This window comes from Paenibacillus spiritus, from assembly GCF_008710135.1.
Classification (GTDB): domain Bacteria; phylum Bacillota; class Bacilli; order Paenibacillales; family Paenibacillaceae; genus Paenibacillus_AQ; species Paenibacillus_AQ glufosinatiresistens.
The window spans coordinates 566,431-589,187 of the sequence record NZ_VYKK01000004.1 but is presented as its reverse complement, the minus strand read 5'-3'; the positions used below and the strand labels follow the sequence as shown (position 1 = coordinate 589,187).

Here is a 22,757-nt window from a genome sequence, read left to right as displayed (position 1 = left end):
GATGGGCACTGGACAGCTGCCTCATGGCGATAAAGTGAAATGGACAGGGATATGCAGTGATCTGTCTTTGGCGATCGGCAAGGGAATTGCCGGGTATTTTACAGACAGCAAGGCGCTGCTCGGAGATGCCCTGTACACCGGAGCGGACGCCGCGACCCGGTTCGCGGAAGTGTTCCAGAAACGAAATGGAAAAGGAAGCTCACCAAGGGCGCGTTCTCTTGTGCGCGACGAGAAGAAAGGCGCAGAGCCGCTTCTTGGGATTGTGCTTGCTGTTCTTATTCTGATGGGCGGACTGCAGATTGCTTTCTCTGCGATCCGCGAATTGAACCGCGGACATATGTCTGCCCCCAGCCAGTATGCGCTGCTGGCGGTCTTCGTTCCGCTGCTTATCCGGGAAGCGGTATTTCAGTACCAGTACCGCTACTTCCGCAAGCTGGGCAATGGCAGCCATGCGGATTATGCGGACAGTCACCGGTACAGCATCTATACGTCGCTGACGGTCATTCTCGGCATTGCGCTGGCTATGCTGGGCGGATACCTCAATCTGCATCCGCTGCTCTATATGGACCCGATAGCCGGACTGCTGGCGGCCTGTTTTGTTCTTCGCAAAGGCTTTATGATGATCCTGATTACTACGCAACGCAAAGAAACTCAAGAGCTTCCTCATGAGGATGCGGTGAGTTTCATAGATACGGTTCAAAAGGTACACGGCGTTATCCGGGTAGAGCAAATGAAGGCTCTGGAACAAGGACGGCATGTCAATCTGCAATGCACCATCAGCGTCAATCCGCGTATTTCGGTGGCCGAAGCGCATGAAATTGCCGATTGTGCCAAGAAGCTGCTTCAACACCGCTTCGTACACGTCGGGGATGTGCATATGGATGTCGTTCCTTATGATCCGGGATATCCATACAAAACGAATTACGAACTGACCGACAGCGAGATGCCGACTCTGCTGCAGTAGGGAAAGGCTTGGAAGAGAAGGTGAAAGACAATGCTGCGTTCAAAGTCGACATGGAAGATTCCGCCCGCTGATGCTGCCGCGGCTGCGAGACTGTCCAAGGGATTGGCGGTTTCTCCGCTGATGGGACAGCTGCTATCCGCGCGGGGAATAACCCGCCCGGAAGATGCGCTGTCATTCATGGAGAGTGAATGCGGACATGATCCCTTTTTGCTCAAAGGGATGAAAGAAGCGGTTCCGCGGATCCGCAGGGCGATTCAAGAGGAAGAACATATTCTGATCTATGGCGATTATGACGCCGACGGCGTATCCAGTACATCGCTGATGATTTATCTGCTCCGTCATCTGGGGGCTTCATTCGATATTTATATTCCCCATCGATCCAACGAGGGGTACGGGCTGCACAACCACGCGATTGACTGGGCGCTGACCCAGGGCGTGTCCCTGATTATTACGGTGGATACCGGGATAAGCGCATGCACCCAGATTGCTTATGCCAACGAACGGGGCATAGAGGTGATTGTAACCGATCACCATGAGCCGCCGGAGGAGCTCCCTCCGGCTTATGCTCTGATTAATCCGAAACTTCCCGGCTGTCCGTATCCTTTTAAGGGACTTGCGGGGGTAGGGGTTGCCTATAAGCTGGCGGAAGCGCTGCTGGACGGCGATGTTCCTCCCGAGTGGACCGAGATTGTGGCTATCGGAACGGTTGCGGACCTCATGCCGCTTACCGGCGAGAACCGGGCCTTGGTGCGCCGCGGAATCGAGAGCATGCGCAGCTCCCGGTTCCCGGGAGTCCGTGCTCTGCTGGAAGTGAGCGGAGCTTCTCCCGGTGCAGTGAACTCGGTTCATATTGCTTTTGGCATGGCGCCGCGCATCAACGCCAGCGGCCGGCTCGATCACGCCGGGAGAGCCGTCTCTCTGCTGACCGCAGAGCATATGGAAGAAGCGGTTCAGCTCGCCGGCGAATTGGACATGCTGAATAAGGAACGCCAGCTTGTTGTAGAGCGGATTACGGAAGAGGCGGTCGCCCGGCTGGAAGCGCTGGAGGCCCTCCCGCCGGTCATTGTGCTTGCGGGCGAAGGGTGGAACGTCGGAGTAGTCGGCATCGTGGCTTCCAAAATCCTGGAACGGTATTACCGTCCGGTCATTATCCTCGACATTCATCCCGAGACCGGGATGTGCAAAGGCTCGGCCCGTTCTATACCGGGCCTGGACATTTACGCGGCGCTGACTTCATGCCGGGAGTGCATGGATCATTACGGCGGCCATCCGGCAGCGGCAGGCATGAGCCTGCACCGCGATCGGCTGGAGGAGTTCGCGGCGGCACTTGCCGCCTACGCCTCCGAAGTGCTGGAGCCGGAGCATTTCGTGCCGGTCACCGAAACGGACGGCGAGATCCCTCTCGGAGCGCTGACGCTCCGGGCCGCCGATGAGCTGGACCGGCTGGCTCCTTTTGGAATGGGCAATCCGCTTCCGCGCTTTGTCATCCGGGGAGCAGTCGTTAAGGAAGCCCGTACTATGGGCCAGGGCAACCGCCATCTGAAGCTGGCTTTGCAGCAAGGAGGAGACGTGATTGAGGCAGTGGCTTTTGGCAGAGGGGCGCTGATGGATCTGCTTCCTGTCGGCACTTCAGTCGATGTGCTGGCCGAGCTGTCGGTAAATGAATGGAACGGCATGCGCAAGCCGCAGCTTATGGTGCAGGATCTGGCCGTGCCGGAAGCCCAGTTCTTTGATTTCAGAGGCTCGGCTTCGGCCTTCGCCAAGTCCCGGCGGTTGTTCGAACTTCTGCAGTGCGGAGAACCGGACCGAACCGCCGTGGCCATTGTCCGGGGAGAGAGTGCCCGACAGGGCAGGGACTGGGAAGGATTCGAGCTGTGGGGATATGACAATAACGGCAGTCTTCATCCGCTTCAGGCAGACAAGAAGGAAGCGCCGGCTGCTCCGTCGCTGCTCTGTCTGCTGGATATGCCGGAGTCGCCGGAGGAGCTGGAGGCGATTCACCTGCTATTTCCTGAAGCCGAGAATGTAGCGCTGCTGCATCCCATCCGTTCCGGACGGGAGCGTCTGCAGCCGCCTTCGCGGGAAATCTTCAAGCTGCTCTATCAGCAGCTGGCCGCATTGACTGCTTCGCCCTTGCCTGAACGCGAGGTGCTGGCCGCGCTCTGCCGCCGCTGCTCCCTGAATATAAGGATGGTGGCCAGCATGCTCGATGTGTTCGAGGAGCTGGAGTTTATCCGCCGGGCCGACGGGCAGATTACCTTTGTCGTGTCGCCGGCTTCCCAGAGCTTGACGACTTCATCCCATTATCAGCGGCTGGGGCAGATGGCTGAAATGGAGCGTGTCTTCATGGAGGGCAGTGTACCGCAGCTTCGAGAGTGGCTGAGGGAACGTCTCTACCGGGTATCGGTGTCTTAAGGGCTACCGGTAATGCTAGTTTCAAGGAAGCGTATGCTATGCAAAACTTAGCCTATGCTTCCGAAGCAGTTTTGCCGAAGAAAGCTCAAGGAAGCGTATGCTATGCAAAACTTAAGATTATGCTTCCGATGCAGTTTTGCCGAAGAAAGCTCAAGGAAGCGTATGCTATGCAAAACTTAGGACTATGCTTCCGAAGCAGTTTTGCCGAAGAAAGCTCAAGGAAGCGTATGCTATGCAAAACTTAGCCTATGCTTCCGAAGCAGTTTTGCCGAAGAAAGCTCAAGGAAGCGTATGCTATGCAAAACTTTTAGGAGGAATCAACTTGGACTTCAAAGAAATCATTCGGGTCATTCCCGATTTCCCGCAGGCGGGGATCAGCTTCAAGGATATTACGACGCTGCTTATGGATGGGGGGGCGTATCACCAGGCCATAGACGCGCTGCGGGAGCGGGTAGCTCATCTTCAGATCGATCTGATTGCCGGACCGGAAGCCCGCGGCTTTGTAATCGGCGCTCCGCTTGCTTACGCCCTGGGCGTCGGCTTCATCCCGATTCGCAAGAGCGGCAAGCTCCCTTACGAGACCATTGAGGTGGGCTATGACCTGGAGTACGGCAAGGACCGGCTGGCTATGCACACCGATGCGGTCAGACCGGGCCAGAACGTGCTGATCGCCGACGACCTGCTGGCAACGGGCGGCACAATTTCGACTGCGGTTAACCTGGTTCGCCAGCTTGGCGGCAATGTGGTCGGGGCGGCGTTCCTGATCGAACTGGAAGAATTGAACGGACGGGCGAAGCTGCCCGACGTAGAGATTATTTCGCTGCTCAGCTACGACGCATAAGCGGGCCGATATTTTCCGGGAAATAAGAATTTCCCATAACAAAAGCCGAGGTGTCCGTACAACGTACGAACAACCTCGGCTTTTGTTTATTGCGCACAGACCAAGATTCGCGAAAACCGGCGGCTAACCGCGGTTATACATCGGAAGCTTTGGCCTGCTCCAGTTCTTCCTGGTCGTTCGACCAGCCGAGCGCTTGGAACAGTCTGAACAGGAGAGACAGGACGATGCCGACGATGGTGGCAAGGGCCATGCCCTTCAGTTCCACGCCGTAGATGACCAGCTTCGTGCCGCTGATGCCGACGACCAGAACGAGAGTAGCGAGAATCATATTGGTCGGTTTGGCAAAATCGACTTTTTGCTCCACGAAGATTCGCAGACCGGAAGCGGCAATAACGCCGAACAGCAGCAGAGAGACGCCGCCCATAACGGCAGGCGGAATGTTGGAGATGACCGCAGAGAACGTGCCCGAGAACGAGAGCAGGATAGCAATCACGGCTGCGCCGCCGATCACGAATACCGAGTAGACCTTGGTCAAGGCCATGACGCCGATGTTCTCGCCGTATGTCGTATTCGGCGTGGAGCCGACAAAGCCGGAGAGAATGGTAGAGATCCCGTTCCCGAGCAGCGAGCGGTCAAGGCCGGGGTCCTTGGCCAGGTCTTTGCCGACAATATTGCTGGTAACGAGCAGATGGCCGATATGTTCAACAATAACGACGAGAGAAACGGGAATAATGGTGAGAATCACCTTCCAGTCGAACGAAGGCGTCGTAACGGTCGGCGTATCGAAGAAATGGGCGGCCGAGATGTTGCCGGTGTTGACGGCGCCGAGGAAATAGGCCAGCACATAGCCGGTTACGATGCCAATGAGGATATGAATGATTTTTGGGAATCCGCGGAAAAGAACCGAGCCCAGTACGGTTACACCAAGCGTAACCATGGAAATCGTGATGGTCTTGGGGTCCGGCGACCAGTCGGGTGATCCGTCCGTTGAGATTAATCCTGCCATGCCGGCGGCCACCGGAACAAGCTCCAAGCCGATAGTAGCGACAATAGCGCCCATCACCGCGGGAGGAAATACAACGTCGATCCAGGCCGTTCCGGCGAACCGGACAATGAGAGCAACGGCGACAAAGATAATGCCGGTTACGATAAAAGCGCCGAGCACGAGCGAATAGCCGTGGGAATGGTCGTTCTTGTAATTCAGGAGTACGGATGTGACCGGAGAAATGAAAGCGAAGCTCGAGCCCAGGTAGGCCGGGATTTTTCCTTTGCAGATCAGGATATACAGCAGGGTGCCGATGCCGTTCATCAGCAGAATCATCCCCGGATCGACCCCGAACAGGTTGGGCACCAGGACGGTGCTGCCGAACATGGCGAACAGATGCTGCAGACTCAGCAGAAAACCGGGTCCCAAAGGCAGCTTCTCATTGACTTGAATTTCGCGTTGCAAACCATTCACTCCTCATCATGTTATGGATCATAACGTTCTCTGTGCGCCAAAGCGCCTTTATCAGCTTAATGAGAACCTGTCCATTTGACAACTGTCTTTTCGCGTATTCTGTGAAAAATATTCGATAAAACGGTCGGCGGGACGCCGTTTTTCCAGTGCCTGGCAAGTGTTGACGTAATCAGGTGCAAGCGTCATAATTATAGACAACTTAAATTCCGGCCCCGACGGGGCATGACGGATTTATTATAGAAAGGAAACGGACACGACACGTATGGGCATAGAGCGTTTACTGGAAAAGGCCGGGGCCTACATACACGATAAGGATCTGCACCGGATTCGCGAAGCGTACGATTTCGCCGATCAGGCCCACCACGGGCAGGTGCGGAAATCGGGAGAACCCTATATTCTGCACCCGCTGGCGGTAGCGGAGATTGTCGTGAGCATGGAGATGGACGTCATCTCCATCATCGCGGCGCTGCTGCATGATGTGGTAGAGGATACTACGGTATCCCTGGAACAGATCCGGGAAGCGTTCGGAGATACCTGCGCCATGCTGGTGGACGGATTGACCAAGCTGGAGCGCATCCGTTTCCGCTCGAAGGAAGAACAGCAGAACGAGAATTACCGCAAGATGTTCATCGCGATGGCCCAGGACATCCGGGTCATTGTGATTAAGCTGGCCGACCGGCTGCACAATATGCGGACCCTGAAATATCAGTCGGAAGAGAGCCAGCGCCGGATTTCCTATGAGACGCTGGAGATTTTTTGTCCCATCGCCGACCGGCTCGGGATTTCCGCGATCAAGTGGGAGATGGAGGACATTGCCCTCCGTTACTTGAATCCGCAGCAGTACTACCGGATCGCCAATCTGATGCACAAGAAGCGGGCCGAGCGGGAACAGTTCATCGACAGCGTCATCGGGCGCATCCGCACCAAGCTGGAAGAGATGGGGATTGAAGGCGACCTTTCGGGCCGTCCCAAGCATATTTACAGCGTCTACAACAAGATGAACACGAAGAACAAGCAGTTCAACGAAATTTATGACCTGCTGGCCATTCGGATCATTGTCGATAATATCAAGGATTGTTACGCGACGCTCGGCATTATTCATACGCTGTGGAAGCCGATGCCGGGACGCTTCAAGGACTATATTGCCATGCCGAAGGCCAATATGTACCAGTCGCTGCATACGACGGTGGTGGGACCCGGAGGGGAACCGACGGAAGTTCAGATCCGCACCTGGGAGATGCACCGGACGGCCGAGTTCGGTATCGCCGCGCACTGGGCATACAAGGAAGGGACGGCGGGTACGGCCCCCAATCCCGAGAACCGGATGCCTTTTTTCCGCGAGATTCTGGAGCTTCAGCATGAGGCGAAGGATGCCTCGGAGTTTGTCGAATCGCTGAAGATGGATTTCTTCTCCGACCTGGTCTTTGTGTTTACGCCAAAAGGCGAGGTTATCGAGCTGCCGGCCGGCTCCGTTCCGCTCGATTTCGCTTTCCGCATCCATACCGAGGTCGGCAACCGGACCATCGGCGCCAAGGTCAACGGACGCATCGTGCCGCTTGACCACAAGCTGAAGACCGGAGATATTGTCGAAATTCTGACGTCGAAGCATTCCTACGGACCGAGCCGGGACTGGCTGAAGATCGCCCAGTCTTCGCATGCGCGAAGCAAGATCAAGCAGTGGTTCAAGAAAGAGAAGCGCGAGGAGAACGTCGAGAAGGGCCGGGAAGCCATCGAGCGGGAACTGAAGCGGCAGGGCTTCGAGCCGTCCGACTTCATGGCCGACGACAAGCTGACCGAAGCGGCCAAGAAATTCGCGTTCAATGATATTGAAGACATGCTGTCGGCCGTCGGCTTCGGCGGAATTACGGCGGCTCAGATCGCTACGAAGCTCACGGAGAAGATCCGCAGAGAGCAGGAGGAAGCGGCCAACCATCTGGAGCTGACGCAGGAGATCAAGGAGATTAAGGCTCCGGCGGAACGCCGGAACCAGCCGACGAACGGCGTCCGTGTCAAGGGAATCGACAATCTGCTGGTTCGTTTTGCGCGCTGCTGCAATCCGGTGCCGGGCGATGATATCGTCGGCTACGTAACGCGCGGCCGCGGCGTCTCCGTTCACCGCACCGACTGCCCGAACATTCGGGCCGAAGGCGAGGGGGAGGAGGCCGAACGGGTCATTGAGGTGGAATGGGAAGAGAGCGTGGAAGCGAACTACAGCGTCGACATCGAGATTACCGGCCATGACCGCAGCGGCCTTCTGAATGAAGTCCTGCAGGCGGTGTCCGAGAGCAAGACGAATATCTCGGCGGTGGCGGGCCGTTCCGACAAGAACAAGATGGCGATGATCCATATGACGATTCTGATCCGCAATACCGATCATCTGCATTCCGTCGTCGAGAAGGTCAAACGGGTCAAGGATGTCTACACGGTTCACCGGATCATGCAGTAAGCGGGAGGAAGAGAGATGAGAGCGGTTCTGCAGCGCTGCAAGGAAGCGCGGGTTGCCGTAGACGGCGAGGTTATCGGCGAGATCGGCGAGGGGCTGATGGTGCTGCTTGGCGTGACGCACGGAGATACGGAGAAGGATGCGCAGTATGTCGCCGCCAAGATCGCCGGACTGCGGATATTTGAAGATGAAGCGGGCAAAATGAACCACAGCGTCATCGACGCCGGCGGATCGGTGCTGTCCGTGTCGCAGTTCACCCTGTACGGGGACTGCCGTAAGGGCAGACGGCCGAACTTCATGGCGGCCGCCCGGCCGGAAGAAGCCGAGGCGCTCTATGAGCGCTTCAACGCCGAACTGGCCGCTGCGGGCCTTCCGGTGCAGACCGGACGGTTCGGCGCCATGATGGAGGTGTCGCTGGTCAATTCCGGCCCGGTGACGCTGATTATAGACAGCAGGGATTAAGAAGAACAAGAGAGGGTCCGTATTCCGAAGAGGAATGCGGACTTTTTTTTGCGCCGGATAGCGGGCAGCCGGTTGGGACAGGTTATAGAATTATAAGGATGTTCCATTCGAAGAGAAGGAGCCGGTGTGCGATGCATGAATCAAGAAGAGCCCAGATCCGGCGGGCGCAGGCGGCGGAGCTGACCTGCTGGAGAGAAGCGGCGGCGCAGGCGGCGGAAGAGAGGCGGCAGGCGCCGGAAGCCTGGCCGAGTCTTCGCTGGCTGGCCGTGCCGCGTTCGTGAGCAGAGCCGCCTTTTGGCCCGTGAAAGTGCTTATAAAGGGAACGGAGCGGGTAATAGAAGAACGAGACCTTAGAACAACAGGAAGGAGAGGGAACTCTCATGAGCAAGGTAGCATTTTTGCTGGCCAGCGGCTTTGAAGATTCGGAAATGAAGGTGCCTTATGACGGAGTGACGGGCGCCGGACACCAGGCGGACATCATCGGCCTGAAGCAGGGCGAGAAGCTGGTAGGAAAGAAAGGCGAGGCCGTCTATACAGCGGACAAGGCGATTGCCGACGTGCAGGCGGGCGACTACGACGCAGTTGTCATTCCGGGCGGATCTTCGCCAGAGAATCTGCGGCTTGACAGCGAAATTCTTCGTTTCGTCAAGGAGGCGGACGGAACAGGCAAGCCGATTGCGGCGATCTGCCACGGACCGCAGATCCTGATCAGCGCCGAACTGCTGAAAGGACGGACGGTCACCTCGTATCCGCCGCTGCAGGACGATGTCGTCAATGCGGGAGCCCAGTTCAAGGATGAAGAGGTCGTCGTGGACGGCAACTTCATTACGTCGCGGACGCCGAAAGACGAACCGGCTTTTGTGCGCGAAATTCTGAAGGCTTTACAGCAGTCGGAGCCTTCACGCTGAAGCAGCGAAGAGGCATCGGCCGCTTTCTATAATATTCTGGAGGAGGCCAAGATCATGAGCAAACATATTCAAGCCTATTTCAGGTCCGAAGACGAAGCGGAAGGCGCCAAGACCGCTCTGCTCGGCTACAGGACAGATTCTCTGGAAATGTCGCCGCTGACGGAACCGCTTGGACAGGGGCGGACGCTGCTGGTGCCGATTATCCCGTACAACAGCGCCAGCATCGGCGGGACGGGAATCGGTTCCTCCTATAATGCTCCGGTGGGGCCGATCGTCGCTGCGGCGGCGACTGCGCCGGATGACCAGGTGGACGGACGCGATACGGTGGATAAGGATCATGTGATCGCACCCGGCAGAGAGTACACCGATGCGGATCTCAGCGAACTGCATTATGTCATGAGCTTCCGGATCGGCGATGCCGATGAGGCGGATATTGTGAGCGCGCTGCGCAGCAAGAATGCGTTTGTCGAAGTGCTTGATTAGTCCACAAAGGCCGTCCTGCGGGACGGCCTTTGCGTATGGAGGAAGAATGGACGCTTAAATATTAAGCGCTTTCTTTATTGTAATGTTCTCGTAATATAACGATCATGTTTCTTTAATATAGCCGGTTTATAATAACAGCATGACCCCCTTTTTTATAATATATGTGATGGACCTTCAGCGGTATGCTGAAGGTCACTTTTTTTTGCAATGGCTTGATGCTTGACTATAACGCGGTGTTCCGCTAAAATCGAACAATATACGTAATAGCTGTTTTGATGACGGGACCAAGTAATTCGCCCCCACATCCCCAGAGAGGATTCCCGCTTGCTGGAAGGGAACCGTTGATGAGCGAATGAATGACTTCCCCGAGAACGCACGGCGAACGGTGTCCGCAACCGAATGAGCGGGCCATTCAGTAGCCGCGGCGCGTAGGCGGGCGTTAACCGCTACTGAAGCGGAGCAAGGGGTACAGCGCAAGAATCGGCTGGCCGCGGTTCCGGAATGTGGGTGGCACCACGGGAGATCGTCGTCAACGACCATCCCTCGTCCCTAGTTGTGATACACAACGGGGATGAGGGATTTTTTGATTGCAGAAGGAGGAAGCTAGCTGTGGCAAAAGAACGATTCGAGAAGCCGACCGGCACACAGGATGTGCTGCCTGGCGCGGCGGAGAAGTGGCAGGCGGTAGAAGAGAAAGCGCGCGATCTGTGCCGCCGGTTCAATTACCGGGAGATCCGGACGCCGATGTTCGAGCATACCGAGCTGTTCGAGCGCGGCGTCGGCGAGACGACCGACATTGTGGAAGGCGAAATGTACACCTTCAAGGACAAGGGAGAACGGGATTTGGCGCTTCGTCCCGAAGGAACGGCAGGCGTCGTCCGCGCTTATGTGCAGAACAAGCTGTACGGGGAGCCGGATGTCAGCAAGCTCTACTATATGGGGCCGATGTTCCGGTACGAGCGTCCGCAGGCCGGCCGCTACCGGCAGTTCCACCAGTTCGGCGTTGAAGCCTTCGGGGCTGTCGATCCCGCCATCGACGCCGAGGTGATCTCGCTCGGCTACCAGTTCTGCAGAGACCTGGGCCTTGCCGGGGTACGCGTGGAGATCAATTCTGTCGGCAACGCCCCGAGCCGGGCGGCTTACCGGGAGACGCTGCTGGGCTTCCTCCGGCCGATGAAGGACACGCTGTGCGCGGACTGCCAGCGCCGGATGGAACGCAACCCGCTGCGCGTGCTGGACTGCAAGGTGGATCAGGCAAAGTTCACGGACGCGCCGTCCATTCTCGACAGCCTCGATGAGGAATGCACCGTGCATTTTGCCCGGGTGAAGGCTCATCTGGATGCAATGGGCGTCGACTACTCCGTCAACACCCGGCTCGTCCGCGGCCTGGATTACTATACGCACACCGCTTTTGAGTACAAGGCCGAAGGGATCGGCTCGATTGATACGGTCGGCGGCGGCGGGCGGTACAACGGTCTGGTGCAGGAGATCGGCGGGCCGGATCAGCCGGGCATCGGCCTGGGCATCGGATTGGAACGCATTCTCCTTATTCTCGAGCACCAGGGGATTGAGCTGACCAAGTCGGCGCCGCTGGATGTCTATCTCGTTGCGCTGGGCGAAGCGGCGGATACCGAAATCTCGAAGCAGCTGTTCGTGCTGCGGAGCCGGGGCATCTCGGCCGAGCGCGATTATCTCGGACGCAAAATGAAAGCCCAGATGAAATCGGCGGACCGGCTTGCCGCCCGCTACACGGCTATTCTGGGCGAAGACGAACTGCAGCGCGGCGAGATCGCGCTCAAGGAAATGGCGACCGGCGATCAGAAGACGGTCAAGCTGGAGGAATTGGCGGAGCATCTGAAGCCGCAGGCTTAGGCTGCTGTACCGCGATTTTATATAAAAAAGGGGTAGATCAAGGATGAAAAGAACTCATAACTGCGGTCAACTGACTCAGGAGCATATCGGACAGACTGTAACCCTGAACGGCTGGGTACAGACCCGCCGCGACCTCGGAGGCGTCCTGTTCATCGACCTGCGGGACCGCAGCGGTCTGGTCCAGATCGTCTTCAATCCGGCATATTCCGGCGAAGCGCTGACCACGGCAGACAAGGTTCGCAGCGAATACGTGATCGCCGTCACGGGAACCGTCGTCAAGCGTGATCCCGAGACGGTCAATCCGAACCTGCCGACAGGCGAGCTGGAAGTCCGGATTACGGAGATTGAAGTGCTGAACGCCGCCAAAACGCCGCCGTTCTTCATCGAAGACGGTGTGGAAGTGGACGAGACGCTGCGCCTGAAGTACCGCTACCTCGATCTGCGCCGTCCGGAAATGCAGAAGACGCTGCTGCTCCGCTCCAAGGCGTCGAAGGTATTCCGCGACTTCCTCGACGGAGAAGGCTTCATCGACGTGGAGACGCCGATCCTGACCAAGAGCTCGCCGGAAGGCGCCCGCGACTACCTCGTGCCAAGCCGCGTGCATGAAGGCGAATTCTTCGCCCTGCCGCAGTCGCCGCAGATCTATAAGCAGCTCCTGATGGTCAGCGGCGTGGAACGCTATTACCAGATCGCCCGCTGCTTCCGCGACGAGGACCTGCGGGCCGACCGCCAGCCGGAATTCACCCAGGTCGACATCGAGACCTCGTTCCTGGACCAGGAAGATCTGCTGGGCATGATGGAACGCCTGATGCAGCGCCTGTTCCGCGAGACGGTCGGAGTCGAGCTGGAACTGCCGTTCCAGCGTCTGACTTACGCGGACGCCATGGGCAAGTACGGCTCGGACAAGCCGGACCTGCGCTTTGGCCTGGAGCTCGTGGAGATGAACGACATCGTGGCAACAAGCGGCGTCAAGGTGTTCGCCTCCGTCATCGAGAAGGGCGGAGAAGTGAAGTGCCTGAATGCCAAGGGCTGCGGCACCTGGCCGCGCAAGGAGATCGATGATCTCGGTCCGTACGCCGCGCGTTACGGCGCGAAGGGCCTGGCCTGGATTCAGGTGAAGGAAGGCGAATTCCGCGGTCCAATCGTCAAGTTCATGTCGGAAGACGAAATCGCCGCTATCAAGGAACGCACCGGCGCCGAAGACGGCGACCTGCTGCTCTTCTCCGCCGATAACAAGAAAGTGGTCGCCGACGTGCTCGGCGCGCTGCGCCTGAAGATCGGACGCCAGCTCGGACTGATTGACGACAGTGTATTCAAGTTCGTGTGGGTGACGGATTTCCCGCTTCTCGGCTACGACGAAACGCAGAAGCGCTATGTGGCGGAGCACCATCCGTTCACGCGGCCGCGCGAAGAAGATCTGCCGCTGTTCGATACCGATCCCGGTTCAATTCGGGCCCAGGCCTATGACATCGTGCTGAACGGCTACGAAGTCGGCGGCGGTTCGATGCGAATCTACAAGCGCGATGTTCAGGAGAAGATGTTCAAGACTCTCGGAATGAGCGATGAAGTGGCCCATGACAAATTCGGTTATCTGATGGATGCCTTCGAATACGGCACGCCGCCGCACGGCGGCATCGCCTTCGGTCTCGACCGTCTGGTCATGCTCCTGGCCGGCCGGAGCAACCTGCGCGAGACGATCGCTTTCCCGAAGACGGCCAGCGCTACCGATCTGCTGATGAACGCACCGTCTTCGGTGGAGCCTGTCCAACTGGAAGACCTGCACATCAAGCTTGCGCTGAAGCCGGCCGCAGACAAGAAGCCGGCCCAGGCCTAAGGAGGAACGCCCTTATGCTGCATCAGTTCTCGCGGACCGAGCTGGCCATCGGGCCGGAAGGTCTGGAGCTTATGAAGAACAGCACCGTGGCTGTGCTGGGCATCGGCGGCGTCGGTTCCATTGCCGTCGAAGCGCTGGCCCGCACGGGCATCGGACGCATCATTCTGATCGACAAGGATGCCGTCGACATTACCAATATCAACCGCCAGATTCATGCCCTGACGACGACCGTCGGGCAGAAGAAAGCGGACTTGATGGTGGAGCGGGTCAAGCTGATCAATCCCGAATGCGAAGCGATCGCGCTGAATATGTTCTACACCGAGGAGACGTACGAGGAGCTGTTCAAGTACAAGCTGGATTATGTCATCGACGCTTCGGATACGATCTGCTACAAGATTCATCTCATTAAGGAATGCCTGGCCCGCAAAATCCCGATGATCTCCAGCATGGGCGCGGCCAACAAGATGGACCCGACGAAGTTCCAGGTTGCCGACATCTCCAAGACGACCATGGACCCCATTGCCCGGGTCATCCGGCAGAAGCTGCGCAAGGACGGCATCAAGAAGGGCGTCAAGGTGGTCTTCTCCACCGAAGAGCCGATGAAGCCCCGGCAGGACGTGACGGACAAGATTGTCTCGCCGAATGCGCCGGATATCCGCAAGGCGAAGCAGCCGCCGGCAAGCAACGCCTTTGTGCCGCCGGTCGCCGGTCTGATTATGGTGAGCGTAGCCGTGCGCGAGCTGCTGGAGCGCGGCGGAATCCGCCTGTAAATTTAGGCGCCGCTCAGGTATAGAGTTGCCGAATTACACGCATACAGGAATAGTAGGGGGCGAGTCGCCGGTAACCGGCGGCTCGTTCTTTTTGGGAGGGCCGCCCGGGCCCGTGTTTGAACCCTGGCAGAACCGGGTAATGAGCCAGCGGAATTGTATCGGAGGTTATTCTAATGACAAGCCATTTTTGGCGCGGCCCTCTCGGCCTGCAGGCAGAGGACAACTGGAAGCGGGAGTGGTCGGCAGGCATACTGTCGTACTTTGCATCCGTCTATATTGTCATGGTCAACGCCAACATTCTCCACGACGCCGGCATGCCGCTGCGGGCCGGTATGGTCGCGACCCTGCTGACCTCCATCGCAGGCTGCCTGCTGATGGCTTTTATCGGCAAAACGCCCATCGTCGTGGTGCCCGGCATGGGCATCAACGCCTTTTTTACCTATACGCTCGTCCATTCCATGCAGCTCGATTGGCGCGAGGCGCTGACCGTTGTCGTCATATCGGGGGTGCTGTTCGCCGTTGTGGCGTTTACTTCGCTCTACCGGATTCTCAGCGATGCGATTCCGCGGAATCTGCAGCATGCCATTACCGTCGGCATCGGACTCTTCCTAACCTTCATCGGACTGCAAAAAAGCGGGATCGTCATTGCCCACCAGACGACGCTCGTCGCCATCGGTCACTTCAGCGATCCGAAGGTCCTGACCTCCTGCCTGACCCTTCTGCTGGCGCTGGTGCTGTTCCTGCGCGAGACTAAGGGCGGGCTTCTGATCAGTATGCTGGCCGGGACCGGTCTGGCCTATCTGCTGGGAGCGGGACACACCTCAGGCCGGGTCGAAGCCGGGCATATCTTCACCGGGTACGGCGGCGTATTTGCCAGCATGGGCTGGGAGCGGTTCTTCAGCCTGGTGTTCTGGATTGCCGTCTTTCTGCTGCTGCTGATCATCGTCTTTGAGAACATCGGGCTGATCGCCTCGCAGACAGAGCTGGCCGGCAAGCCGGAGCGGTTCAAGAGCAGCCTGCGGGCGCTCTCGCTGGCCAATATTCTGGCCGGTATCTTCGGGAGCAGCCCGGTTGTAGCCGCCGCCGAATCGAACGCCGGCATCGCCGCAGGCGGACGCACCGGGCTGACCCCGCTCGTGACGGGCATTCTGTTCGGTGCGACCTTCCTGTTCATTCCGCTGCTGACCTACATCCCCGACAGCGCCATTGCTCCGATCCTCATCGTCATCGGCGGACTCATGGTCCAGAGCGTGCGGGTCATGGATTTCTATGACCTCAGCGAGCTGTTCCCCGCATTCCTCGTCATGGTCATGATTCCGTTCACCTACAGCATTGTGGACGGCATGGCGTTCGGCTTCATTACCTACCCGATCGTCAAGCTGGCGCTCGGCCGCCGGCATGAGGTGCCGCCGGCGCTGTACGTCATCGCCGGACTGTTCCTGGCGAATTTTATTCTGCACGCGATGCTGTAGAGCGGCAGCCGCATCCATGCGAACCGTCCCTTGGAAGAGGGGCGGTTTTTATTTTTGAAGCGGGACGCGGGCTTCCGGGGCTTAGTTGGCGTCTTTTACAGAAGGGGCTTCACAGCCTTCCAGCCCTCCGTCCCGATCTTGTGCCACAGCGCTGACTTGGCTTCTGAATCGAATAGGTCGACCGAATAGCCGGAGGTTAGCTTGAACGGCTTGATATAAGCGCTCTGGTCTTCGGCGACCGCGTACATATAAGAATCGGTGTGGGCAACCTTGCCTGCTGAATCGTAGGAGCACTGAAGCACATAGAGTCGGTCAATCTTATCGGCCCCGGGAATCTTCGCTACCGGCACGGCTTCGCTGATCTGATGGGCAACGGTGTCCAGCTTCGCCGTATCGGAGATGATATCAATCAACTCCGGCTGTGCCCGTGTAGACTCTGTTCGGTACAGTGAAACATCAATCATGGAGAGCGGCGGCGAGGAAGAGCTGTGACAGGCCGTAAGCATCAAGATACAAAGAGCAAGAGTGATCGTTCTTCCAAATATGATGTTCGCGCCTCTTTTCATATGAACTTATTCCTGAACCGACAGTCAGGCTCAGCCTCCTTGCTCCGCAACACAGATCGAATCCAAATAACCCGTAAGTACGGCGGCAATCCGCTCCTTCGATAAGCGTCCTGGTTCGAGGTAGGCATGCATCGCGAGACCGTCGACGAGCGAGTACAGCGTCTCGGCTGCCAGCTCCGGATCCGTTCCCTCGCGCAGCATGCGCACCTCGGACAAGTAAGCGATAAGGCTCTGCATCCCGGTCCGCATCTCCTGCTGAACGCCGAGCGTATCCGCTTTGGGGCCGAGCGAGAACACATAGGCCAGCCAGACATCCATTTCCGCCCGCGTATCCTCGCTCCAAGGCACCACTTCAAAGAGAAGATTCAGCACTCTGATCTTCGGAGGAAGATCCGGCCGGTCATTCGCGGTGATACGCAGGAGCGCCCGTTCCCGTACGAGCTGCATGGCATAGGCAATCAGATCCTCCTGGGTCGAGAAATAATGCCTCAGCGCGCCGAGCGACATGCCGGCCTCCTGGGCAATCCCGCGCACTGTCGCACCTTTCATTCCTTCCCTGAGTATGACCCGCCAGGCAGCGGCGGCGATATATTCTTTTTTCTGTTCATGATTCACGATTTTTGGCATGTGTTCATTGTAGCACATCGGCCCGGTTTATAAAATACAGTTGTATTGCAAAGAGGGGCGTGATATGATGACAGCGTTAAAAAGCACAAGTGTATTGGAAAGGGGCATGGATGTTGAACTTCATTGTAGGATCAATGATTGTGTGTGAAGCCGCTTTTTGGGTATGCATTATTCTTGGACTCCTTCTTCGGTATGTGCTTGGGAAGAAGACGTTGGGAATGGCGCTGCTGTCGTTGACGCCGGTGCTCGATTTATATCTGCTGGTCGTCGCAGGCGTCGATCTCTATAACGGCGCGACGGCGACGCTGGCGCATGCCCTAGCCGCGGTGTATATCGGCGTGTCGATCGCATTCGGGAGAAGCATGATCCGCTGGGCGGATGAACGTTTTCGGTACTATGTGCTCAAGCAGGGAGAGAAGCCCGTGAAGCGGTACGGGATGGACTACGCCATACAGGATATGAAAGGCGTGCTCAGGCATGCCGCAGCCTTCGTTATCGGAGCGGGACTGCTGGTCTTCACCGACTGGGCGGTGGGCGAGGCGTCCCGAACGGAACTGTTGATTCAAACGGTATGGAAGTGGATGCTGATCCTTGGCATTGATTTTCTCATCGGCGTATCCCACTTTATCTGGCCCAAAAAGCAGAAGCCGGTCTGATGCATCCGAGCCGGGCGGCATGCATGTAACGGGACATGACGATTCATTCATGCCAAGGAACCGCCCCAAGAACCAGGGAGCGGTTTTTTGGCGTGAGTTACGCCTTGTCTAATTGATATTGGCATATTTTCACTTGTTGTGATATGCTGGATACCCTTTTGCTGAAGCCAACGCAAGAAGCCTATTCGTACGCAAAACTAAGCGTATGCTTTCGAAGCGAGTTTTGCTGAAGCCAATGTAAGAAGCCTATTCGTACGCAAAACTAAGCGTATGCTTTCGAAGCGAGTTTTGCTGAAGCCAATGCAAGAAGCCTATTCGTACGCAAAACTAAGCGTATGCTTTCGAAGCGAGTTTGCTGAAGCAATGCCGGAAGCTTAATCAGCGCAAACTTTTAGGAGGTAACTGATTTGGAAGAGACATTTCAAAGTGCCTATCAAGAGGAACAGAGCAGGCTGGATGCGGTGCTGTACGAGATTGACACTCAGCTCGAACGGCTGCGGAATACGCCGGTCTATACCGGACACGACTACACGGAGCAGGTGCTGGAAGGCATCCGCGAGGAGCGCCGGAACGCGCTGGCCAAGCTGCGGCAGGAGCCGTACTTCGGGCGGCTGGATTTCCAGGAGAACGGCGAAGGTCAGCGCAAGGCGCTGTATATCGGCAAAATCGGCGCCGACCGCGACGAAGCCGGCGACCACCCGATGGTGATCGACTGGCGCGCTCCGGTGGCGAGCCTATTCTACTCCTTTACCGGCGGCCGGGAACCGGTCAGCTATGAGACGCCGGAAGAAGGCCTCATTGAAGGGCTGGTCTACCTCAAGCGGAACGTGGTGATCCGCAAGCGGATTCTGGAGCGCGTGGCCGACACGTTCGACCGCGAGAGCGACGGACCGGCGGTCTCGGACGAGTTCCTCGTCTACCGGCTCGGCGAGAACAAGGACAACCGGCTGCGCGACATTGTCTCGACCATCCAGGAGGAGCAGGACCGGATTATCCGGGCGGCCAAGAATACCGCGCTCATCATCCAGGGCGTGGCCGGCAGCGGCAAGACGACCGTGGCGCTGCACCGGCTCGCTTTTTTGCTGTACCAGTACAAGGAGCAGGTCACGGCCGAGAAAATGATTATCTTCGCGCCCAACCGCATGTTCCTCGATTACATATCGGATGTGCTTCCCGAGCTCGGCGTCGGCAATATCGCCCAGAGCACCTTCGCGGACTGGGCTTCGGAGGCGCTTGGCGTGGAGCTTGCGCCGGATGCGGCCCAGGAGACCTACGACCGCTGGTTCGAGAGAACCGGCCCGATGCCGGCTCTGACGGAAGAGACGCCGGCCCGTTTCAAAGGCTCGACGGCACTCGTTCCCGTCATCGAAGAGGCGGTGGGGCTGCTGGAAGAGACGGCGGTGCCGGAAGGCGACTTCTCGCCCTGGGACGGCAAAATCCTGCCGCGCCGCATGATTCTCGACTGGCATGACCGGGAATATGCGCCGTATGCTCCGGCCCGGCGCAAGGAGCGCGTTCTCGCGCGGATTCACCGCTGGATCGAGATGGAGCTGAAGAAGAGCCCTTCCGCCGCCGCGCTCAAGGAACGGAAGAAGAAGGCGGCCCAGCGCGAGAAGGCGTACGCAGCGAAATGGCCGAAATACGAGCCGGCGGGCATCTACCGCATAATCTTCCGGGCCGCCAAGGTTCCGGCAGGCTGGCCGGTCGAAGCGCCGGACGCCATCCCCGCTTCCGTCCTGAAGGACACGCAGAAGGCCCTGAAGAAAGGGCTGCTCCGAGAGGAAGATCTGCCGCCGATGCTTTATATTCACTATCTGCTGAACGGTGACGAGAGTATCCAGCGGTTCGACCATGTCGTCATCGACGAGGCGCAGGATTTCTCACCGTTTCAGATCTTCATGCTGGACCGCTATGTGAAGGGCCATTCCTTCACCATTCTCGGCGATCTGTCGCAAGGCATCCATGCCTATCGCGGCGTCCATGACTGGTCCGAAATGAGCGGTTTATTCGACCCGTCCGACACCGCTTACCATGCGCTGACTCGCAGCTACCGTTCGACCATGGAGATCATCGAGTTCGCGAACGGGATTCTGGCGCACGGCGTCGGAAGCGGGCTGCTGGCGGTGCCCGTCTTCCGCAGCGGCAGCCCGGTGCGGCTGATCCGTTCGGAACCAGCGGCGACCGGATCGGCCGGCGGGCCGGCGTCGGGAAGCGGCAATGGAAGCGATGCGCCGCTGCCCGACGCTTCCCCGCGCGTCCGGGTCATCGCCCGGGCGCTTGCCGAATTGTCCGGCCGGGAGTACCGGACCGTGGCGGTGCTGACGCGAAGCCTTGCGGACGCGGAGGCGCTGCATGCCGAACTGCTGCCCCGGTTCCCCGGGCTGAACCTGATCGACGGCGGCATGACGGAGTACAAGGGCGGACTGTCCGTGCTGCCGATCTATCTGTCCAAAGGACTTGAATTCGATGCGGTTCTGCTGGCCGACGCCGACCGGGAGCACTACGGCGAAGCCGCCTGGGATGCCAAGCTGCTGTACGTCGGCTGTACCCGAGCCCTGCATGAGCTCTGGCTGCTCGGCAGCGGGGAGCTGCCTGGCGCGCTCGCGGCCGCAGCCGGCGCGGTAGAGACGGCGGAAGGCTGGCCGGAAGCGCAACCGGAAGCCTGACCTTGACAATTTGTTACATGAGACGGAACTTTGGTATGTCTGACCGATCGGCCCCCCTTCTATAATCGAGGCATAGGCTTCTACCCGAAATAAGAGGGGTTAACGACCATCATGAATACACCGCTAAATGCCAAACGACCATTGTCCGCTGTAACCCGCCTGCTTCATTCGCTCCAAGCCAGACTCACGCTGTCTGTGCTTGCCGTTGTGCTCCTGACAGTATCTCTGCTGTCGGCTGTCGTCTACACGCGCACAAGCCGGATTGTAGAGAATCTCGTCCATCAGAATGCCGGTCAGACGATCAGCCAGTCCCGCGCCCAGCTGGACATGCTGCTGGGGCAGATGACGGAGGTCGGGGCCCGGCTGCAATCCGACCAGGAGCTGGTCAACCGGCTGAATGCCCTGTCCTCGCCCGGAACCGGTTCTTACGAACGGGAGCAGGCCGCCTCTGAACTGACCGAACTGATCGGTTCCTATGCCTCCTCCAACCGGAGCATCGGCTCCATTACCCTGTTCTCCGCCGACTTGGCGAAGACCGTCTCCACGGTCAGTACGGAGATGATCCAGCCGGGAGTCAGCGGCGACAATCCGGCGGAGAAGCGGGAGCTGGGCTGGCTGGCGGACCTTGCCGGACAGAAACCCGGAGTAACGCAGGTGCTTCCTCCGCGCGCAGAAGGCTTTGTCAGCAAAGCGGCCGAGGCCTCTCAAATTGCCATAGGCCGGGTACTCAATAATCCGATTACCGGCCGAACGATTGGCTACGCCTTGATAGAGGTTCCCCTGGATACTATCCGGTCCGTTATGGACGGTCTGTCTTTTGGCAAAGGCGGAGCCATTCAAGTAGTTTCAGCAGACGGAACCCTTGTCTATGATGCCGATGCTGCGCTCGCCGGAGAACACTACGCACCTTCGCTTCCCGCCGTACCCGAAGCGGAAGGCCAGAAGGCCGGCAGCTATGACGGCAAAGGGTTGGGCGGTGAGAAGTCGCTGTTCCTGTATGAATATATGCCGCTCTCCGGCTGGTTCCTCATCGGAAGCATTCCCCGCCAGACGCTGCTTCGGCCGCTGGATACCATTGTTCAGGCTTTTGCCTGGGTATCGGCCGGCGGGCTTCTCCTGTCGGGAATCGTACTCGGACTGCTGATCCGCCAGAGCCTGGGCCGGCCGCTGAAGCAGCTGACAGAGCTGTTCCGCCGTGGTGCGGAAGGCGACCTGAGCCTCCGGACGGATTTCGACCGCAAGGATGAGATCGGCGCGCTGGGCGGCAGCTTCAACGCCATGATGGATCATTTGTCCCGCTTCGCGGAGCAGACGCAGCGCTCGTCTGAAGAGATGAGACGAACCTCGGGGAAGCTGACCGGTTCGGCCCGCAGTTCCCGCGTCGGGGCAGAGAGTATCGCAGCCGCAACGGAGAACATCGTCCGCGGCTGCGAACGGCTCGGCGGCGATGCGGAGCAGATGAACGGCCTGGTCGGCGACTTGTCGGCCCGACTGGAGGAGATGGCCGGCCGGAGCGGCGAGATGGCCGCAAGGGCCAGGGAACTGGACCACGCCGTGATTCAGGGAACGGATTATATGCAGGTGCTGACGGAGAAGACGGTCGGCGCGGAGACGATGTCCGCCCAGGTCCGGCAGAAGGTCTGGTCGCTGAGAGACAGCGTACTGTCGATCCGTCAGATGCTTCAGCTGCTTCAGGATATGGCGAACAAGACCAATATCCTCTCGCTTAACGCTTCGATTGAGGCGGCCAGCGCGGGCGCTGCGGGAAAAGGCTTTGCGGTGATTGCCGGCGAAATCAGAAGCTTGGCCGATCTGTCCAGGACGAACCTCGGCCATATCCGGGTTCTCATGCAGCAGATTACCGGGGAAGCCGATGAGGCCGCCGGGCTGGTGGAAGAAGCGATGCCCCTGTATGAATCCCAGAAAGACGCCGTCCAGGCGACGAATCATATTCTGAATGGAGTCCGGGATACGATGAACGTGTTCCTGAACGGGCTGGAGCAGGTTACAGCTTCCATGGAGCAGCTCCAGAACTCCCAATCCATACTGGGCGCAGCGGCTGCGAATATCGCCATGGTTACGCAGGAGACGGTAGCCATGTCCGAAGAGATGGCGGCCGTCGGCCGGGAACAGATGGCGGCCGGTTCGGAGATGGAACGGATGTCGAAGCAGCTCGAGAATCTGTCCGGCGTGCTGTCGGATTCGGCCATCCGCTGATCCGAAAGGGCGGTAGCGATTGATTATAACTGTTTTTGGGCTGGAGTCTCTCCGCGGGTTATGGCTTAATATAAAGTGTCCGGCCGGACGATAACCAGCGGA

General features: G+C 58.3%; 18 protein-coding genes. 15 read left to right on the top strand and 3 right to left on the bottom strand.

From position 1 onward, the window contains the following. Position 1 precedes the first annotated feature (1 nt). From F4V43_RS04410 to F4V43_RS04400, 3 genes are all read left to right on the top strand, one after another. Complete coding sequence (locus F4V43_RS04410; RefSeq protein WP_150457016.1) at positions 2–964, top strand: cation diffusion facilitator family transporter; 963 nt, start codon at positions 2–4, stop codon at positions 962–964. A 30-nt stretch (positions 965–994) separates the two neighbouring features. Beyond that, a complete protein-coding gene (recJ, locus tag F4V43_RS04405) occupies positions 995–3,379 on the top strand; it encodes a single-stranded-DNA-specific exonuclease RecJ (RefSeq protein WP_150457015.1) in 2,385 nt (794 codons plus the stop codon). Positions 3,380–3,701: 322 nt separating this feature from the next. Then, positions 3,702–4,220, top strand: coding sequence for an adenine phosphoribosyltransferase (locus tag F4V43_RS04400; RefSeq protein WP_150457014.1), 519 nt, complete (start codon positions 3,702–3,704; stop codon positions 4,218–4,220). A gap of 133 nt (positions 4,221–4,353) precedes the next feature. Here the strand turns inward: F4V43_RS04400 and uraA are convergent, their stop codons facing one another. Beyond that, entirely contained in the window at positions 4,354–5,670 is a 1,317-nt protein-coding gene (gene uraA / locus F4V43_RS04395) for a uracil permease (RefSeq protein WP_150457013.1), read from the bottom strand. A 271-nt stretch (positions 5,671–5,941) separates the two neighbouring features. On the opposite strand from uraA, the gene F4V43_RS04390 reads away from it, so the two are divergent. The 9 genes from F4V43_RS04390 (at position 5,942) to F4V43_RS04355 (ending at position 15,923) form a co-directional block, all read left to right on the top strand. Beyond that, entirely contained in the window at positions 5,942–8,125 is a 2,184-nt protein-coding gene (locus F4V43_RS04390) for a RelA/SpoT family protein (RefSeq protein WP_150457012.1), read from the top strand. Positions 8,126–8,140: 15 nt separating this feature from the next. Next, the gene (gene dtd / locus F4V43_RS04385; protein WP_150457011.1) at positions 8,141–8,584 is read left to right on the top strand and encodes a D-aminoacyl-tRNA deacylase; all 444 of its coding nucleotides are present in this window, start codon (positions 8,141–8,143) and stop codon (positions 8,582–8,584) included. 131 nt (positions 8,585–8,715) lie between these two features. After that, positions 8,716–8,865 carry a hypothetical protein gene (locus F4V43_RS19645; protein WP_191089471.1) on the top strand — a complete coding sequence of 50 codons (150 nt, stop codon included), beginning with the start codon at positions 8,716–8,718 and terminating at the stop codon, positions 8,863–8,865. Between the two features lie 99 nt (positions 8,866–8,964). Then, a complete protein-coding gene (locus tag F4V43_RS04380) occupies positions 8,965–9,492 on the top strand; it encodes a type 1 glutamine amidotransferase domain-containing protein (protein WP_150457010.1) in 528 nt (175 codons plus the stop codon). A gap of 54 nt (positions 9,493–9,546) precedes the next feature. Continuing rightward, entirely contained in the window at positions 9,547–9,975 is a 429-nt protein-coding gene (locus F4V43_RS04375) for a hypothetical protein (RefSeq protein WP_150457009.1), read from the top strand. Between the two features lie 609 nt (positions 9,976–10,584). Beyond that, complete coding sequence (gene hisS, locus F4V43_RS04370; protein WP_150457008.1) at positions 10,585–11,847, top strand: histidine--tRNA ligase; 1,263 nt, start codon at positions 10,585–10,587, stop codon at positions 11,845–11,847. 43 nt (positions 11,848–11,890) lie between these two features. Then, positions 11,891–13,681: an aspartate--tRNA ligase gene (aspS, locus tag F4V43_RS04365; RefSeq protein WP_150457007.1), complete on the top strand. Its 1,791-nt coding sequence runs from the start codon at positions 11,891–11,893 to the stop codon at positions 13,679–13,681. A gap of 14 nt (positions 13,682–13,695) precedes the next feature. Continuing rightward, positions 13,696–14,451, top strand: a complete 756-nt coding sequence (locus tag F4V43_RS04360) for a ThiF family adenylyltransferase (RefSeq protein WP_150457006.1) — start codon at positions 13,696–13,698, stop codon at positions 14,449–14,451. A 173-nt stretch (positions 14,452–14,624) separates the two neighbouring features. Next, entirely contained in the window at positions 14,625–15,923 is a 1,299-nt protein-coding gene (locus tag F4V43_RS04355; RefSeq protein WP_150457005.1) for an NCS2 family permease, read from the top strand. A 95-nt stretch (positions 15,924–16,018) separates the two neighbouring features. On the opposite strand, the gene F4V43_RS04350 is transcribed toward F4V43_RS04355, so the two are convergent. Both F4V43_RS04350 and F4V43_RS04345 read right to left on the bottom strand, forming a co-directional pair. After that, positions 16,019–16,336 (bottom strand): hypothetical protein, encoded by a 318-nt coding sequence (locus F4V43_RS04350; RefSeq protein WP_150457004.1) that lies wholly within the window; start codon positions 16,334–16,336, stop codon positions 16,019–16,021. 183 nt (positions 16,337–16,519) lie between these two features. Beyond that, entirely contained in the window at positions 16,520–17,116 is a 597-nt protein-coding gene (locus F4V43_RS04345; protein ID WP_150457003.1) for a TetR/AcrR family transcriptional regulator, read from the bottom strand. Positions 17,117–17,229: 113 nt separating this feature from the next. On the opposite strand from F4V43_RS04345, the gene F4V43_RS04340 reads away from it, so the two are divergent. The 3 genes from F4V43_RS04340 to F4V43_RS04330 all read left to right on the top strand — a co-directional run bounded on the left by F4V43_RS04340 (position 17,230) and on the right by F4V43_RS04330 (position 22,655). Beyond that, positions 17,230–17,772 carry a hypothetical protein gene (locus F4V43_RS04340; protein ID WP_411898443.1) on the top strand — a complete coding sequence of 181 codons (543 nt, stop codon included), beginning with the start codon at positions 17,230–17,232 and terminating at the stop codon, positions 17,770–17,772. Positions 17,773–18,179: 407 nt separating this feature from the next. Further along, positions 18,180–20,438, top strand: coding sequence for a HelD family protein (locus F4V43_RS04335; protein WP_150457001.1), 2,259 nt, complete (start codon positions 18,180–18,182; stop codon positions 20,436–20,438). Positions 20,439–20,549: 111 nt separating this feature from the next. Then, entirely contained in the window at positions 20,550–22,655 is a 2,106-nt protein-coding gene (locus F4V43_RS04330; RefSeq protein WP_150457000.1) for a methyl-accepting chemotaxis protein, read from the top strand. The last annotated feature ends 102 nt before the right edge of the window (positions 22,656–22,757 follow it).